This window comes from Dyella caseinilytica (genome assembly GCF_016865235.1).
GTDB classification, from domain to species: domain Bacteria; phylum Pseudomonadota; class Gammaproteobacteria; order Xanthomonadales; family Rhodanobacteraceae; genus Dyella_B; species Dyella_B caseinilytica.
The window spans coordinates 2,124,205-2,141,880 of sequence record NZ_CP064030.1; the positions used below are offsets into that span (position 1 = coordinate 2,124,205).

General features: G+C 57.5%; 12 protein-coding genes. 7 read left to right on the forward strand and 5 right to left on the reverse strand.

Translation table 11 applies throughout. The features are described 5' to 3' along the window. The first annotated feature begins 5 nt into the window (after window positions 1-5). From ISN74_RS09375 to ISN74_RS09390, 4 genes are all read left to right on the forward strand, one after another. Complete coding sequence (locus tag ISN74_RS09375; protein ID WP_188799070.1) at window positions 6-683, forward strand: TetR/AcrR family transcriptional regulator; 678 nt, start codon at window positions 6-8, stop codon at window positions 681-683. Between the two features lie 185 nt (window positions 684-868). Next, window positions 869-3,283 (forward strand): GH92 family glycosyl hydrolase, encoded by a 2,415-nt coding sequence (locus ISN74_RS09380; RefSeq protein ID WP_188799071.1) that lies wholly within the window; start codon window positions 869-871, stop codon window positions 3,281-3,283. Between the two features lie 267 nt (window positions 3,284-3,550). Then, entirely contained in the window at window positions 3,551-6,361 is a 2,811-nt protein-coding gene (locus tag ISN74_RS09385) for a TonB-dependent receptor plug domain-containing protein (RefSeq protein ID WP_188799072.1), read from the forward strand. A gap of 201 nt (window positions 6,362-6,562) precedes the next feature. Further along, a complete protein-coding gene (locus ISN74_RS09390; RefSeq protein ID WP_188799073.1) occupies window positions 6,563-7,315 on the forward strand; it encodes a 3-keto-disaccharide hydrolase in 753 nt (250 codons plus the stop codon). A gap of 34 nt (window positions 7,316-7,349) precedes the next feature. Here the strand turns inward: ISN74_RS09390 and ISN74_RS09395 are convergent, their stop codons facing one another. Continuing rightward, on the reverse strand, window positions 7,350-9,488 hold the full coding sequence (locus tag ISN74_RS09395; RefSeq protein ID WP_188799074.1) for a tetratricopeptide repeat-containing sulfotransferase family protein: 2,139 nt from the start codon (window positions 9,486-9,488) through the stop codon (window positions 7,350-7,352). 244 nt (window positions 9,489-9,732) lie between these two features. On the opposite strand from ISN74_RS09395, the gene ISN74_RS09400 reads away from it, so the two are divergent. Next, on the forward strand, window positions 9,733-11,463 hold the full coding sequence (locus ISN74_RS09400) for a S53 family peptidase (RefSeq protein WP_188799075.1): 1,731 nt from the start codon (window positions 9,733-9,735) through the stop codon (window positions 11,461-11,463). 54 nt (window positions 11,464-11,517) lie between these two features. Here the strand turns inward: ISN74_RS09400 and ISN74_RS09405 are convergent, their stop codons facing one another. The 3 genes from ISN74_RS09405 to ISN74_RS09415 all read right to left on the reverse strand — a co-directional run bounded on the left by ISN74_RS09405 (window position 11,518) and on the right by ISN74_RS09415 (window position 14,834). Next, window positions 11,518-11,844: a hypothetical protein gene (locus ISN74_RS09405; protein ID WP_188799076.1), complete on the reverse strand. Its 327-nt coding sequence runs from the start codon at window positions 11,842-11,844 to the stop codon at window positions 11,518-11,520. A 168-nt stretch (window positions 11,845-12,012) separates the two neighbouring features. Further along, a complete protein-coding gene (gene acpA / locus ISN74_RS09410; protein WP_188799077.1) occupies window positions 12,013-13,764 on the reverse strand; it encodes an acid phosphatase in 1,752 nt (583 codons plus the stop codon). 170 nt (window positions 13,765-13,934) lie between these two features. Beyond that, the gene (locus ISN74_RS09415; RefSeq protein ID WP_188799078.1) at window positions 13,935-14,834 is read right to left on the reverse strand and encodes a LysR family transcriptional regulator; all 900 of its coding nucleotides are present in this window, start codon (window positions 14,832-14,834) and stop codon (window positions 13,935-13,937) included. Window positions 14,835-14,952: 118 nt separating this feature from the next. On the opposite strand from ISN74_RS09415, the gene ISN74_RS09420 reads away from it, so the two are divergent. Together ISN74_RS09420 and ISN74_RS09425 are read left to right on the forward strand one after the other, a co-directional pair. Further along, window positions 14,953-15,693 carry an SDR family oxidoreductase gene (locus tag ISN74_RS09420; protein WP_188799079.1) on the forward strand — a complete coding sequence of 247 codons (741 nt, stop codon included), beginning with the start codon at window positions 14,953-14,955 and terminating at the stop codon, window positions 15,691-15,693. 64 nt (window positions 15,694-15,757) lie between these two features. Then, entirely contained in the window at window positions 15,758-16,669 is a 912-nt protein-coding gene (locus ISN74_RS09425; RefSeq protein ID WP_188799080.1) for an SDR family oxidoreductase, read from the forward strand. A gap of 93 nt (window positions 16,670-16,762) precedes the next feature. Here ISN74_RS09425 and ISN74_RS09430 read toward each other — a convergent pair whose 3' ends face one another. Next, complete coding sequence (locus ISN74_RS09430) at window positions 16,763-17,632, reverse strand: LysR family transcriptional regulator (protein ID WP_188799081.1); 870 nt, start codon at window positions 17,630-17,632, stop codon at window positions 16,763-16,765. Window positions 17,633-17,676: the final 44 nt, after the last annotated feature.

The following is a 17,676-nucleotide window of genomic DNA, read 5'->3' on the forward strand; positions in this document are numbered from 1 at the left end:
CAAGCGTGAGCAAACCGATGACATATGCGCAAATGGAGCGAGCAGGTGGCGAGCGCGAAGGATGCAGTGCGATGAAGGAAACACTGCTTCGCAACAGCGCAAAATTGTTTGCGGTGCATGGTTACCACTCGGCGAAAATTGCCGATATCGTGCGTGCCAGCGGCGTCACCCAGGCTACGTTCTACTGGCACTTCCCGAGCAAGCTCGAGGTGGCGCTGGAAATCATTACCCGGGGGCGCGAGCAGATGCTGGAAGTGATCCGGCATGGTTATCGGCCGCATGCTGTGTCGGTAGAGGACATGCTGACCAACACTGAGCGATGGCTATTGCAGTTGCTCGATTTCGCGGATCGCAATCGTTATTTCATGGCAATCCTGCTTAGCAGGCTGAAGGGCGCCGACACGCAGATCGATCAAGCCATCGTCGAAACGCGCAACGCGCTGTTTAACGCCTTGCATGTCAATATCGAGCAGGCAGTAGCGACGGGCATGTTGCCGGCCGGTGCGGGTGAGGATTTGCGTACAGCATTTGTGTACCGGTTGATCGAAGGCAGTATCGAATGGTGGTTGTTCGGGGCGTCCTACCAGCTCGATCACGTTTCATCGATATCGAGCAGGGATATGGCTGAGAAGTTGGCCCGTTTTGAGTTTTTTGGACTTCTAAACGCAAATACATCCCTTTGAATTCGACGGAATTTTGCATTGCAGCAAGATTTTGCTTTCCGCACGCAGTAGAGTCCGCCCGGGGAAATGGATGTCCGGCTTGTGGCGATGTTGGCCACTGGCGCGGCATCTTTTTTTTGCCACAAAATTTAGATCGATTGAAATAAGGGTTTTAGCCTTTATATCCCATCAAGGTGGCGGATCGAATGGACGTTTCGCAGCGGTACAACGGGCTCAAATTCAAGCTGTATCTCGCGCTCTTTTGCGTTTCCATGTCGATGTTGGCGTACGCGGTTACGCCACCGCAGGATGCTACGCCGGCCGATGCCGTCAATCCGTTGATCGGCAGCAGCAACGGCGGCGATACCTTCCCTGGCGCGGTTGTGCCATTCGGCATGCTGCAATGGAGCTCGGAGAACACGCGCGGCAAGCACACGCGCACGGCTTCACCCAGCGGTTATCAGTTCGATGCAAAGCGCATTCGCGGTTTCAGCCTGACGCACCTTTCAGGCGCAGGATGCGCGGGTGCAAGCGGGGATATTCCAATTATGCCTGTAACGTCGGCGATCACCACATCGCCTTCGCTGGATGGCAAGGACGAGCGCTATGCGTCGGACTTCACCCATGCCGACGAACAGGCGACCGCTGGCGATTATCGGGTGAAGCTTGCCAACGGCGTGGCGGTGGAATTGGCTGCGGCAACACGCAGTGGTATGGCGAGCTTTGCATTTCCAGGCGGATCGCCTGCCAATTTACTCATACGCACTTCCGATTCGGAAGTGGGTAGCAGTGATGCCAGCGTGAAGATCGATCAGGCCAAGCAGACGGTGAGCGGCTCTGTCACTAGCGGCAACTTCTGCGGTTATCTCGCGAAGGCTGATCAGCACAGCTATTACACGCTTTACTTCGTGGCGCATTTCGATCGCCCTTTCGTGACCATCGGCGCCTGGCAAAACGATGCTGTGAAACCGGGCGCGCAGACCGCACAAGGTGGCACGGGCTACGACGCCAAAGGCTTTCCGCAGGCAGGGAAGGGATCGGGTGCGTGGCTGGGTTTGGATCCGTCCAAGGGGCCGGTGCTGGTGCGGGTCGGCATTTCCTACGTCAGTCTGGATAATGCGCGTGCCAACTTGGACGCCGAGATTCCTTCCGGAACGACGCTTGCCCAAGTGCGCGACAACGCGCACGACGCGTGGAACAAGGCACTGTCACAGATTGAGATTAAGGGCGGCACGCCGGATCAGCACAGTGTGTTCTATACCGCGCTCTATCACTCGCTACTGCATCCGAATGTCTTCAGCGATGTGAATGGCGAATATTGGGGCTTCGACCAGAAGGCTCATCGCGTCGAAGCTGGTCAGGATGCGCAGTACGCCAATTTTTCTGGCTGGGATGTGTATCGCTCCGAATTGCAGTTGGTCACTTGGCTGATGCCCAAGCGCGGCAGCGACATCGCGCAATCGCTGTACAACCAGGCGAAACAAAATCAGGGTGAATGGGATCGCTGGACACACAACAGCGGCGGTACTCATGTGATGAGCGGTGATCCCGCTGTGCCAGCGCTTGCCGATATCTATGCCTTTGGCGGGCGCGGTTTCGATCTGCGCGGCGCTTATGCCTCCATGCTCAAATCGGCCACCGTGCCAACTGCGCATGATCTTTCCGACGATGGTTGCAATGTCGAGTGCGTGGGTGAGCGCCCATCGCTCGATCAGTGGCTGACTCTGCATTACATCGCAACGACTTCGCATTCCTGGGGTGGAGCAGCGGAAACGCTGGAAGATGCAACTGCCGATTTTGCGTTATCCCAGCTGGCAACGGATGTGGGTGACAGTGACAACACCAAGCGCTTCCTGGAGCGCTCCGGTTATTGGCGCGATGTGTTCAATCCCAAGGCGACGCCGCAGGAAGGCTATATCCAGAATCGCAACGCCGACGGCAGTTGGCCGAAGTTTTCGCCAGACTCGGACGATGGCTTCGTCGAAGGCAGTGCTGCTGTCTATGTGTGGATGGTGCCATTCGACGTGCACGGCCTGTTTGCGCAGATGGGCGGTAACAAGCAGGCTGTCGCGCGGCTGGATCGCTTCTTCCATAACAAAGATGGAAGCTGGGCGGTGACCAACGCGGGTCCGCTGCATGCAGAATTGAATAACGAGCCCTCGGTGGAAACGCCGTGGCTCTATGATTTCGCCGGTCAGCCCTACAAGACGCAGGACACAGTGCGAACCGTGCTGGATCGTTATTGGAAGAATACGCCCGATGGCATTCCGGGTAACGACGATCTGGGTGAGATGTCTTCCTGGTACGTCTGGTCGGCGCTTGGCCTGTACCCGGAAATTCCAGGGCGTGCAGAACTGGTGATCAGCAGTCCGTTGTTTCCGCACGCTGTGATTCATCGCACTGGCGGTGATGTCACGATCGATGCGCCAGGTGCATCCAGCGAAAATCGCTATGTGCATGCCTTGTCACTGGATGGTGCGACGCGCGGACAACCGTGGCTGCCTGCCGATTTTTCTGCGCATGGCGGCCAGCTGATTTTTACGTTGCAGTCTTCTGCCGATCCGGCATGGGGTAGCACGGCGAAGAACACGCCGCCTTCGTTTTCACCTTTGGGTAGCTGAGTGCTGAAGCGCTCGGCTGGGCTTTTTTCGACTCTGAAATTGGATCGATACAAATAGGCACTTTTGCTCGCGTCGGGGAGGCGTGAGCGCAGGGACGGAGCCAGGCGTCTGGCCTGGCTGAGGGTTCAGGAAGCGCGACCGGCCATGTTCGAGAAGAGGGCGGACGGCAATTGCGTGCGCCAGAGGTCGCTTTTGACAAAGGAGAGTCGGCATAGCCGCTGCAAGCGGGCGGCAAATTCCATCGTTAGGTAGGGGAGTACCAGTTCGATGAAGAATCAATGGATGTACGCATTCGCTTTATCACTGCTTGCCTGTTCCATTGCGCAGGCGCTCGCGCAAGACACAACGCCACAGCAATCTTCGGGCAACCCACCCACAAACAACACGTCGTCCAATACGAATCAACAGAGTAGTAGTGCCACCCAAAGCAAACCCAAGAAGCTGCAGATGGTGCAGGTCACCGGTTCGTTGATTCCACAAGCGCAGATCGAAGGGGCATCGCCCATCACCACGGTCACGGCCCAGGATATCGACAAGAAAGGCTTTGTGGACACCTATGACGCCTTGCGTTCGCTGCCGATCGCCAATGGCTCCGTAGAGGATCCACAGTTCACCGGCGGGTACACACCGGCAGCGAAAACCATCAGCCTGTTCGGCCTCAGTCCGGATTTCACCCTGACGTTGCTCAACGGACGTCCGATGGCCAGCTATCCACTGGCCTATAACGGCAGTACCAACATCACGGATATTGCCAATATTCCGGTCGGCTTGATCGATCGTATCGATGTGCTGACCGGCGGCCAATCGTCCATCTACGGCTCAGCCGCCATTGCCGGTGTGGTGAACATCGTGCTGAAAGACCATATCGAAGGCACTCATGTGGACTTCCGCTATGGCGGCTACTCAGATGGCGGCGGAGAAAGCAAACGCCTGCAAATAAGTTCAGGTCATCAATGGGGAGACTTCAGCATCAGCGGCGGCGTACAGCTGTCCAAGCAAGACCCGATCTGGGCCTATCAGCGCAGCTATATCCAGTCGGTCGATGATTCCCCAGATCCGGATGGGCGCGTCAATTCGCGTACTTTCCTGCACGCGCTCGCTATTCCTGATCAATACATCGATCCAGGCGCGGCGACCTGCGCGCCGCTGAGCTACATGTTTGGCAACAGCACGACCTACAGCTATCGCCCGGGTCATGGGTATTACTGTGGCAGCCCTGACACGGTCAGTGACGCTACGCTTGCCAATCAGGAAACGGATGCCGATGGCCTGCTGCAGCTTCGATACAAGTTGAACGACCACACTGAGCTTTATTCGGACACGCTCTTCAGCTACAGCAACCCGACTTATGTGGGTGGCCCTCCGTCCTGGAGTCAGACGTTCTACAACCAAACTACAGGGCAATACGAAGACTGGGGGCGCACCTTTGCACCGGAAGAAGTCGGCACCGCCGCAGCGGAGCAGCACGTGTTTACCACCACGTATAACGTGAGCATCGGGGTGCGCGGTTCAATCGGTGATTCCGACTGGAATTACGACGCCTACTACAACCGCTCACAGTCTGATGTGATGCGCAAGGCGCAGGACTTCACTACCAATAATGGTATCCAACAGTATTACCTCGGCCAGCAATTGGGTACGGATGCCAATGGCTATCCAATCTATGCTCCCAACAGCGTTTCCCGCCTGTATCAGCCGCTGACACCGCAGCTCTTTAACGAATTCACGGCGGACAACAGTGCTTCGTCGGTTTCATGGACGCAGAACGAAACCATCACGGCCAATAATACCGATCTGTTCTCCTTGCCGGGTGGTGACGTCGGTGCGGCACTCATTGCACAGACCAGCAACCAGCGCTTCTCCAATGCATCGGCGAATCCGCTGGCTGCAGAGGGCTACTTCCTCGGCCAGACCGGCAGCACCACGGCAGCGGGCCAGAGCGAACAGTATGCACTTGGCGGTGAAATGCAGCTTCCGCTGCTGAAGTCGCTTACTGCCGACGTGTCGGCGCGTTACGACAAATACTTGTATGGCGGCGGCGAACACGGCAAGCCTACCTACAAACTTGGGCTGGAATACCGTCCGATCGACACGCTGCTTATTCGCGGAAGCTATGCCACGGCATTCCGTGCGCCCGATCTGTTTTACCTGTTCTCTGCACGCAGCAGTGGTTATTCCACGGCCACGGATTATTACAAGTGTCGTCTCGCCGGTTACAACTCGTCGGACTACACCAATTGTCCGATCGGCGATCAATCCATTTACGCCGTGACGTCTGGCAATACCGCGCTGAAGGACATCACCGCCAAAACGTTCACCTATGGCTTTGTCTGGTCCACCTCGGATAACCATCTCAGTCTGTCGCTGGACTATGACGACATCAGGATTTCCAACGAAGTGGTGACGCTCAGTACGGATGAAATCCTGCAGGAAGAGGCCGATTGCCGCTTGGGCAAATCGGAGAGTGGGGTGGCTTATGACATCAATTCGCCAACCTGTCAGGAAGTGCTCGGCGAAGTGGTGCGTTATCCCCAGTCGAACCCGGTCAACCCGGGTGGCATCGAGCAGGTGGATACGTATCCGATCAACGTGGCCTCCGAGCATCAGACCGGCATCCAATCCGCTCTCAAGTACAAGCTGCAGACGGAGCACCTGGGAGAGTTTGATTTCGAGGCCGATTATTACGATGAGTTCAAGCACACTTACCAGGAGAAGGCAGGCGACCCCACCCTTAACTATCTATGCTGCGGCAACAACGATGAGTTCAAGAGCCGTATCAGCGGCAGTGCCACGTGGACCATCGGCAAGTTCAGCTCGACACTCTATGGAATTCGTGACGGAAACACCTGGAACTCTCTGGGTAGCAGTCCGGACATCGGGCCGTGGATCACCTTCAATGGCAGCATTGCTTACAAGGTGACGCCCAAGGCCACCGTTGCAGTCACGGCGAACAATATCTTCAACAAGCGTCCGCCGATGGATTACACCAACAGTGGTTGGCCTTATTACGATGTGACTGACTACAACGCTCTGGGGCGAGCAGTGTTTCTGGATGTCGGGTTTGATTTGGGCATTTGATGTGATTTGCAGTTAGCGTGAATGAAAGGCGGAGACTTTCCCTATCGTCGCCCCGGTGTGGACCGGGGCCTAGCGGCTTTTGGTGATCAATAAGTCACTGGGTCCCGGCTTGCGCCGGGACGACGAATTTTCCGGCCGTTGCGCAAGAAAGGTACGAAACTTCCGTTGCATGTTCGAGGATCTTTACCAAAGAGTGCTGTTATGTTCAAACAACTATCCCTGATTACATTCGCCCTCGTTTTCGTCGGCCATCCGATTTCATCCACGGCCGCGACCGCGCAAGCCAATACCTTGACGCCTCAAGAAAAAGCCCAAGGGTGGCAATTGCTTTTCAATGGCCAAAACCTCGAGGGCTGGCATTCCTATCTTCAGAAAGCCCCCGGTAAGGACTGGAAGGTTGAAGACGGTGCCATCATGCTCGAGCGATCACGCACGGGCGACGAGAAGGACTTCGCTGACCTGGTGACGAATGCCGAATACAGCAATTTTGATCTAAAGCTTGAATGGAAGATGACGCCATGCGCGGATAGCGGAGTCATGTTCTATGTGCACGAATCACCCAAGTACTCCGAAACTTACGAAACAGGTCCGGAAATGCAGATTGCCGACCTGGTCTGCACCAAGCCGGACAGCCAAGTGCTTTACGAGCGTTCCGGCGATCTTTTCGACCTCATTTCATCGGATGTCGAGCGAGTGCAGGAGGCGGGCAACTGGAACCAGTTCGAGATCATTGCCGATCATGGCCATATCCAGTTCTTCCAGAATGGCTACAAAGTGATCGACACGTATTTCTGGAATGATGATTGGCGCAAGTTGATTGCGCGCACCAAGTTCGCGCAGTGGCCGGATTTCGGTACGTTCCAGACGGGACATATTTCCCTGCAGGGTACCGAAGACAAGGGCGAGCTGCCCATCCGGCTCTGGTTCAGGAATATCAAGTTGCGGCAGTTGTAATGGGATCTGGTTGCTGGCAATACCGGTCACTATGTCAATTCGTTTGTTGACGATAGTCCTTCACGATGTCCAGCAACGGCTCAAGGTGCGTTTCAAAGTGTTTCCAACGTGCGACCGATGATTTGTAGACCGGGCGCCGCACTTGTGCGGCGCTGGCGGTTCGTACAATCCGCTTGTTCTCATGAAAGTTCAGGCAGCGTGGATCCCACGGCAGTTCCAGATAATCCAACAGTCGGCGCGCCTGGCCTTCGGTATCCGCCACCATGTTTTCATAGCGAAGTTCCAGTATCGATCCAGGTGGAAGCACTTGCTGCCAATGCTGCATCAGCTGGATATAGCGAACGTAATAGCGACCAAGGCTGCCAAGTTCATAGGCGAAGTCGAGGTTGTTCTTGGCAAACAGCGTGGCGTAACACGAGAAGCAGGAATCCATCGGATCACGCATGGCATGAATGATCTTTGCGTCGGGAAACATCTGCCGGATCATGCCGATGTGCATGAAGTTCGACATCATCTTGTCAGAGATGCGGGTGGCGCCCGGAGCGAGTTTCCAGACCTGTTCGGTATACACATGACCCAGGCGCAGGAATGCGTCTTCTGACATGGCCGCGGCGACTTCCGGATAACGCTCGGTCGGTAATCCAGCTTTGGTGGCAATGGCAAAGATAAGATTTTCCAGGTCCGACAGTTCGCCAGCACCGTGAATGTCGGGGTGCGTGGAAAGGATCTGTTCGATCAGCGATGTGCCCGAGCGCGGCATGCCCACAATAAAGATCGGCGACTTGCCCGGCAAAACCGGCGCAGGTCGGCTGGTGAAGAATGGCTTGTTGAATACTTGGCGTACGTTGTCGACCAGGGTGATTCTGCTGGTCTCATTAGGTGAAAGTTGCGCATGTTTCAGAAGATTGCCCTGCGAGTATGCCGCGAATGCGTCGTCGTAGCGTCCGAGGTCTTCGCGCATCTTGCCCAGAGCAAACCAGTAGCGAATGCGGGAGTTTTCGGGTAGGGAGGGAAGTTTGGATGCCAGTTTTTCCATGCGCTCAGGCTCGACCTGTCCGGGCGAGAAACTGCGCAGTGATGCCACGTTGAAATAGGCCTCTACGGAATCTGGATTGATCGCCATGGCCTTTTCGAAATACTCGCGAGCATCTTCCAGGCGTCCTTGCCTTCGAATGCTTCGACCGAGGTTGTTGCACGCCTCGACGTAATCGGGCTTCAATTCCAGCGCGCGACGATAACTTTGCTCGGCTTCGACAAAGCGCTCCTGCGTATACAGCAATCCGCCTAGGTCGAAATGCCCCCGCGCAAACTGGCTATTGAGTGCAATCGAGCGACGATAGTTTGCTTCGGCTTCGGTGTGCATGCCCATCTCGCGCAAGGCGTTGCCGAGATTCGCATGCGCTTCGGCATCGGTAGGCATCAGTGCGACGACGCGACGAAAGCTGTCAGCCGCTTCGTTCATGTGAGACTGCCCATACTGCACCACGCCCATCGCATTGTTGATGGGTGCGCTATTGGGATAGGCACGCAATGCTTCGCGCAGGTGCGTTTCGGCGTCGGCATAATGGCCGGCGCTCATCAGGGTGAAGCCAAGATTGGCGTGTGCCTCATTGAAATCCGGGCGAAGCGCAATCACGCGCTCATATGCTTCAGCCGCTTCGCTGTATCGATTCTGTACGGCAAGCGCATTACCAAGCTTGAAATGTGCTTCGACAAATTCAGGCTTGATCGTGCGGGCGCAATGAAAACTTTCTGCGGCGGCTGCCGGCTGCTGTAAGGCCATCAAGCTATCACCCAGTACGTAATGTCCCGCTGCATCCCAGGGTGAAAGCGCGACAGCACGTCGTTGTGCTTCGATTGCTTCGGCCAATCGTCCCTGCGATCTCAGCGACGCGCCAAGCGCCTGCCATGCTGCGCCGTGCGACGGATGTTGATCCGTGAGTTTGCGGGCAAGGGCTTCCGCCTCGGCATGCTGCTTCTGGTTGATCAAGGCGATCAACGTCTGGATATCCCGGTTGTCGGGAGCTTGGTCCGTGCTTGGCATGACGTTCTGTGACATGGATCCGGCACCATCGTGGAAGTGACGTGGCAGGCGCGAGTTGCTGATATCGGGTGCGAATAAGCCGTGTGCTTTATTACGCAAGGCGTGAAGTGCATGTGTATGCACATGCATGCCTTACGCCTTGCTTACGTTAGCGTAAGCCGTGCCGGAGCGTGTGATGCGCTGCGCACGAAATATTTTTCGCGTCATCGAAATTTCACGCGCCCCCTCTGTATAAGAGACGGGCCACGCAAACGGGGCTGCCGGAAACGAAGCACAGGGGACTCAACCTTACGGCACGGAGCAAGCACATCGTCACCGGGATGGCGTGGAAGGTAAGGGCTATCCGTGTCCAACCATTTAGGGAGATTGGAATATGCGTTTGTCGTCTTCTGTTGCTAAGTTGTCTTCAGTAAGCAAGCTGTCGTGCCTTAAGCGCACTTTGCCGGTTCTGTTGATTGCCGGCGCCCTGGCGGTAGGAACTCAAAGCAGTTATGCAAGCGCCACCACCGGCGCTTTTTCTTTGTTGACGCAGGATCATGTGCCAGCAGCTGTGCGCACCGGGCAGGCCGCCACCGCGCAGGCCGTGAGTGCCGACAAGCAGCTGAAGCTGGGACTGGTGCTGCCGCTGCGCAATGAAAGCCAGCTCGATAGCCTCATCACTCAGCTCTACGATCCAAGCAGTCCGCTCTATCATCATTACCTTAGTTCGAAGGAATTTACCTCCCGCTTCGAGCCAAGCCAAGCCGATTACGACAGGGTCGTCGCATGGGCGAAGGCCAATAACCTCACTATCACCGCGACGACTGCGAATCGCCATATTGTCGATGTGCAAGGCAAGGTGAGCGACATCAATCGCGCCTTGCATGTGACCATGCGTCAATATCAGCACCCGACCGAGAACCGCCAGTTCTTTGCGCCAGACCGCGAGCCCACGCTGGACCTTGGCGTGCAGTTGCTGCACATCAACGGGCTGGACAACTACGTGCGTCCGTTCACGCATATGCGTCATCGTCCGGCTTCCGAGCAGACGATGGTCGCACATGCTTCGGGTGGTTCGGGCCCGAGCGGCAACTTCCTGCCCAGCGATATCCGCGCGGCGTACTACGGCTCAGGCTCGCTCACCGGCAGCGGCGTGACTGCGGCGATCTTTTCGTACGACGGTTATCAGAGCAGTGACCTGAGCGGTTACTACTCCGCGACCGGAGCCACCGATCCGGGTGTGCCGGTCAACAACGTGCTGGTGAACGGTTTCAGCGGTGCATGCACCAACCCGAGCACCGGTTCCAGCTCTTGCAGCGATGGCGAGCAGATTCTTGATATCGCCAATCTGGCCGGCATGGCGCCGGGCCTTACGCAGATCCTTTTCTACGAAGGCAGCAGCGCTGGCGACATCCTTAACCAGATGGCGAGCGATGACAAAGCGTCGGTGATTACCAGCTCCTGGGGCGGTGGCGACTTCGGCAGCAGCGATGATTCCATCTACAAGGAATTCCAGACGCAAGGCCAGACGTTCGTCAATGCGAGCGGCGACGCGGGTTCGTACACCACCAGCAACTGGGCGCCACCCTCGCTGGATCCGTACATCACCGATGTCGGCGCAACGGATCTCACCACCAGCGGCCCCGGCGGTTCATGGGTGTCGGAAACGGCGTGGTCCGATAGCAGCGGCGGTTATCTGTCGTCGGCAGGCTATTCGATTCCCAGCTATCAGCAGCTGGCTGGCGTGATCAACAGCAGCAACAAGGGATCGACCACCTACCGCAACGATCCGGATATCGCGCTCGAAGGTAACTTCGACAATCCCACGTATAGCAACGGGCAGCTTGAAACCGGCGTTGGTGGTACCAGCTACGCGGCACCGCGTCTGGCCGGTGTGATCGCGCTGGCTAACCAGCAGGCGGCGGCCGATGGCGTCGGCAATATCGGCTTTCTCAATACGGCGCTGTATAACTTCGGCGTGGGTTCCAGCTACCGCAGCTACTTCCACGACATCACCAGTGGCAGCAACGGCGGCTTCAGCGCAGTGGCTGGCTATGACCTGGTGACGGGTTGGGGCAGTCCGATCGGGCCGGCTTTCATTTCGGCGCTGGTGGGAACCAAGTAAGTTGAGCATGACAAGCCCTTCCCCTGTAGCAGGGGAAGGGTTTCATGAGTGGCTTCACCGCGGTCTCGTCCGCCACAGCATTCGACGTACCATCACCGCCGTCGTCAGGATGGCTGCAAAGGCACCGTAACCGTAGAGTGCGGGCATGACCTGTTTCCAGATGCCGCCGCTTTCCCGGCCGAAATTGCCGACCTGTTGGATAGCAACGTCATCGTAGGCGCTCAAGGCAAAACCCGCTGCAGCGATCAGGGCAAGCGTAATGGCCATCGCGTCATAGAGGCGGCGTTGCCAGGTGACATGAAACGATCGCGACCAAGCCCAGAAGGCCCATGCCAGCACGAGCAACCAGGGGCCGAGTAGCAATAGGGACAGATAACGCATCGCGATAATGCCTGGTCACATGCAGCCATGTCGGCTGAAAATCTGGCGTGGAGGCATTCTATTGGTCTTTTGCCAGCCTTCACGCACTGTGGCGGGGAGGCGTATTGCCGCAGACCATTAGCGAGCGGCGCGCAGGAGCGGCATGCCGCTCCTGCGCGCACGATTGGATCAGCCCGCGAATTTCAGTGCGTTGGTGAGGTCGCCCATGGGCGCTTGCCCACGGGCCATCATGGCCTTATCGCGATCGCGGATGCCGTCGAGCGTTTCCAAATCAAACACGCGGGTAATCAGGCGAAGGATGGAAGCGGTGTCGTACACCGTATGATCGACATGCCCCTTATTCGCGAACGGCGAAATAACGATTGCCGGAATACGCGTGCCCGGTCCCCAGCGATCGCCGCGCGGCGGCGAAACGTGATCCCACCATCCACCGTTTTCGTCGACGGTGACGATCACCACCATGTTGTCCCACTGCGGGCTGCCGCGCAGCATTTTGACGGCGTGCACGATGTGACGGTCACCGGATGCGACATCCGCATAACCCGCATGCATGTTGAGGTTGCCCTGCGGCTTATAGAACGTTACCGCAGGCAGCTTGCCGGACTTCGCGTCGGCGAGAAAGTGGTTGGTGCTTTCATCATCGCCCAGGCCGCCGTCGCGCAGGCGTTTTGTACGCGCCGCCGTGCCCGGTGCCAGATCTTTGAAATAGTTGAACGGCTGATGGTGATACTGGAAATTGGGCACTACGGGCGTGCCGTTTGAAAGATTGGTGCCATCCGTATCCAGCGTTTCCTGGAACGCGCCGGCATACCATGCCCAGTCGATGCCACGCTTGTCGAGCTTGTCGCCAATGTGCTCGTGCGCCTGCGGCGGCAATGCCATGGCGTTGGAAGGCTGGGTGAAATCCACAACGCCATCCGCACCCAGCTTCATCGGTGTCGGCGCGTAGGGTGGCAGCATGGTGTTGACGGCGTAGCTCAGGCGCTTGCCATCGGGCAATGTTTCGGTTGGCGTCAGGGCGCTGGGGCCGAACTGCGGCGGACCATCCATAGCGCTGCCTGGCGAATGTTCCCGTGGCTTGAGGCGAGGGTCATCCGGCTGGCCGCTGACCGTCTGAGCGATTTGCGATTGCGCAATGCTCGTGTCCGCATCGGGGTAGCGCGGCACGGCAGCAGAGATCAAGTACTGATGATTGAGGAAGGAGCCGCCAAACGCGCCCTGGAAGAAGTTGTCGCACAGCGTGAACTCACTGGCGAGGTCCCATAGGCGCAAGCTGTAATGGGTATTGGCGTAATGTCCCATCGTGAAGGCCGACGAATCGGCCCAGGCGACGAACATGTTGTTCTTACCACCATTGATCTGCATCTGGTTCTGATAGAACACGTGCCACAGATCGCGCGTGATCAGCGACAGCGGCAAATGCTCGCCCTTGGGGCCTTTCAGTTCGAAAGGCGCATTCGGCAGATTGGTTTGATACTGCTGGCCAGCCGGGTAGCTGATGCCGTCGATGGTCTGGTCGCTGAGCAGCCAGCCGCGAGGTACTTCCGGCAATTGCGGCAATACAGTCTTGCCGTCGCGGTCGAGCTGCAGGTAATCCTCCGGCTTGAGCGACGACAGCGGTTTCTCAAGGCCCGGGAAATCCGCGAACAGATTGTTGAAGCTACGATTTTCCGCAAAGATCACCACGACATTCTTCACTTTGTCGCGCAGTACGCGATCCAGCTCGGCGCCACCGACCGGCGCTGGCGCGGCCTGATCATGTTCCCCGGAGGTGCCGCAGCCACTGAGTCCGCCGCCTACGGCAACGGCAGCGACGCCGAGTCCGGCCAGGAACGTACGTCTGCCAAAATCGGGCGTTTCATCGGATGCTGCTTGGGTGTCAAGCGATACGTCAGGCGGGGAAGGCGGCTGTTGCTTCATGTCGGTTCTCTTGCGGTGTTCAAATTCGCGCCAGTGTAGCGTCCGGCTACCTGTTGCGCGAAAGGGTTGGAAGCCAGCGCAGCATGCGCAAGCTGGTCGTGCATTGTCGTTACGGCATTAGACGCTGGCGTGACAACGGTGTGGCTTGTCGCGTATCCACAAGATTGGTGTTAGATATGTTCGCGTGTGGACGCCAGCTCCTGCGTCACCCAGTCGATGAATACGCGGACACGTGGCGAGAGTTGTCGGCTATGCGGGTATAGTAGTGATACCGGCGTCGGCGAAGGTGGGGAATCGGGAAGTATGGCGATCAGCGTTCCCGCAGTCAGGTCTGCTTGAACGTGGTACCGCGGCACCTGGATCAATCCGAGTCCGAGCTTGGCCGCCGCGACATAGGTTTCCGCGCTGGTAACGGTCACCGTTGACGGCAGTGCGGCGTGTCGCGAATCGCCATTGATCGTGAACTCAAGCGGCAATGCCATGCCACTGGCAGACGAGATGAAGCCGATGCTGATATGGCCAGCGAGATCATCGATGCTGGCAGGGTTGCCGTACTGCGCAACGTAGGCGGGACTGGCGCACGTCACTTCTTCGAGCAGGGCGACGCGTCGTCCGATCATTGCGCTGTCTTGCAAGTCGCCGACGCGCAGTACGCAATCAATGCCTTCACGGACCAGATCGACGAGGCGATCGCCTTCGCCAATGTGAAGTTGCAGGTCCGGATACTTGGCAAGAAAAGCCGGAAGTGCCGGCAGCACGAAGTGACGCGTCAGCGTGCCGTGGACATCGACCCGCAATAGACCCCGTGGCTTGGCGTCGCTGAAAGCTGCTTCAGCATCTTCGACGTCACCCAGAATCGCCACGCACCTTCGGTAATACGCCTCGCCGTCCAGCGTGGCTTTTACATGGCGGGTGGTCCGCTGCAGTAGTCGCACACCCAGCCGCTTTTCCAGATCCTGGATGACTTGTGTGGCGGTTGAGCGCGGCCATTCGAGATCCTGCGCGGCCAGCGTGAAGCTCTGCCGTTCGACGATCCGGGTGAATAACCGCATGACATCCAGGCGATCCATATCAACCCCATTGTTCGTTTGCAGCGAATTATGTTGCCAATGTAGCACTGATTATTTGCTTCGGTGGAAAGCCTAGAGTTCTTCCAACCCGGCATGGTGCCGGTCCCGGAGAGAACCCATGAGTAAGCAAGGTCAAAAAGTCGCCCTGGTGACGGGTGCTTCGCGTGGCATCGGTGCCGCCATCGCTCAACGCCTGGCAGCCGACGGTTTCACCGTTATCGTCAATTACGCGGAAAACGCCGCGCCGGCCGAAGCGCTGGTGCGCACTATCGAGCAGGCCGGTGGCCATGCCCTGGCAGCAAAGGCCGACGTCAGCGATACCGCAGATGTCCGCCGACTTTTCGATGCCGCGGAGACCGCTTTCGGCGGTGTGGATGTGCTGGTCAACAACGCTGGGATCATGAGCCTCGCGAGCATCGCCGATGCCGATGACGCTTCGTTTGATCGCCAGATAGCCGTCAATCTGAAAGGTACGTTCAACACGCTTCGCGAAGCGGCAACGCGTCTGCGCACAGGTGGCCGCATCATCAACTTCTCTTCAAGCGTTGTTGCATTGCTGCAGCCGACTTATGCGGTGTATGCCGCAACCAAAGCCGGTGTCGAAGCGATGACGAGCGTGTTCGCCAAGGAGTTGCGTGGGCGCGACATCACTGTCAACGCTGTTGCACCGGGTCCGACTGCGACGGATCTGTTCCTGAAAGGCAAGCCGCAGGAAGTGGTCGATCGTCTGGCCAAGCTGGCGCCGCTCGAGCGGCTGGGACAACCCAGCGATATCGCCAGTACCGTCGCCTTCCTGGCGGGTCCGGACGGTGGCTGGGTCAACGGTCAGGTGCTGCGCGCCAACGGCGGAATCATCTGATGACGCGCGATATCGGCGCAAACAATCACGCACGTTCCAACTTCCGACATAAGGAATCCGCATCATGAAACAAGTTATCGTCATCACCGGCGCATCCAGTGGTTTTGGCGCGCTTGCCGCACGTGCCCTCGCTCATGCCGGGCATACCGTCTACGCAAGTATGCGTGAAACCACCGGCCGCAATGCGCCCCAGGTTGCCGCTGTGCAACAGTACGCGGCTGAGCATGCTGTCGATTTGCATGCAGTGGAACTGGATGTCGCCTCGGAGGCATCCTGCGAGAAGGGCATTCAGGAGATCATCGCGGCACAAGGAAGGCTTGATGTGATCATTCACAACGCTGGCCATATGTCGTTCGGCCCTGCCGAGGCTTTTACGCCGGAGCAGTTCGCCCAGCTTTACGACATCAATGTGCTCAGCACGCAGCGTGTGAATCGCGCGGCACTTCCACAGTTGCGTAAACAGGGAAGGGGCCTGGTGATCTGGGTTTCCAGCAGCAGTGCGCGTGGTGGTACACCACCTTATCTTTCACCTTATTTTGCTGCGAAGGCAGCGATGGATTCGCTCGCCGTCAGCTACGCCAGCGAGCTATCGCGCTGGGGCATCGAGACCTCGATCATCGTGCCCGGAGCGTTTACGAAAGGCACCAATCATTTCGCTCATTCGGGCTCTCCTTCCGATAAGGCTCGTGCTGCCGAATACGATCAAGGCCCTTATGCCGGTCTTCCGGAGCAGAGCCTCAAGGGTCTTGCTTCACTTGAGCCAGCCGACGCTAATGTAGGCGCCGTGGCGGACGCGATCGTGCGTGTTGTGGACACACCATTTGGCAAACGTCCTTTCCGTACGCATATTGATCCATCACAGGACGGTTGCGAGATCGTCAATAGTGTCGCTGATCGCGTGCGTGCGGAGATGTTCCGGCGCATCGGGTTAGAAGATTTGCTTCACCCGCGGGACATGGCACATTCGGCGAGCTGAAAGGCAAGGCGGGGTGGCATGGACTCGATGCCGCCCCGCATGCCGCCGAGAGAAGGTGTTTCGAGTGAATCATCGGGCTTCTATGTGGCTGCCTTACCCGAGTCGTTCCTTGAGAAATTCGATAAAGCGTTGCGTCTTCGCAGGAAGCAATCGGGTTTCAGTTAGCGCATAAACAGGCGTGGGTTTGCCATGCCAGTGATCAAGTACGCGAAGCAGCCGTCCAGCGGCCAGATCATCCATGACAATGGCTTCAGGCACCAGCATGATGCCCATGCCGAGCGTCGCCAAACGGCGGATCAAGCCGACGCTATTGATCGTAAATCGGCTGCTCGTGGAGACCTGGATCGATGCCGATGCTTTGTGCAACGTCCATGTATTGGCCTTGAGAATGTTCAGGCATTCATGTTGCTCAAGGTCGGCCGGTTCTTTGGGTTCACCCGATCGCTCAAGGTAGCGTGGCGCTGCATAAAGACGAGGCACGAGCGATGCGAGTGGACGCGCGATCAAGTGTGAGCTCTCCGGCTCGCCCATACGAATCGCAATGTCGTAGGGTTCGCTGACCAGATCGACGTGGCGCGGCGTGAGATCAAAGTCGAAACCGATGCCGGGATATCGCTCCGCAAACTCGGCGATCAATGGCGCCATATAGATCACTGCGAAGTCCACCGGTAGCGACACGCGCAATACGCCGCTGGGCTGGGCGAGCATTTCGCCCAACTGTTCATGAGCCAGTCGAGCCTCATCGACGATGCGCTTGCAACGCTCGAAGTAAATCTGGCCGGCCTCGGTCAGCTCGACCTTGCGCGTTGTGCGATGCAGTAAGCGCAGACCAATGGCCTTTTCCAATGCGCTGATTCGTCGGGAGAGGGTTGAGTTCGGAACGCCGGTCGCCTCGGAGGCGCCTCGAAATCCCTTGGCTTTGACGACCTCAACGAACAAGGCCATGTCATTCAGGAGTTCCATGGAATTGCTCCATATATGGATCAATGTTATCCACTATACCGTAT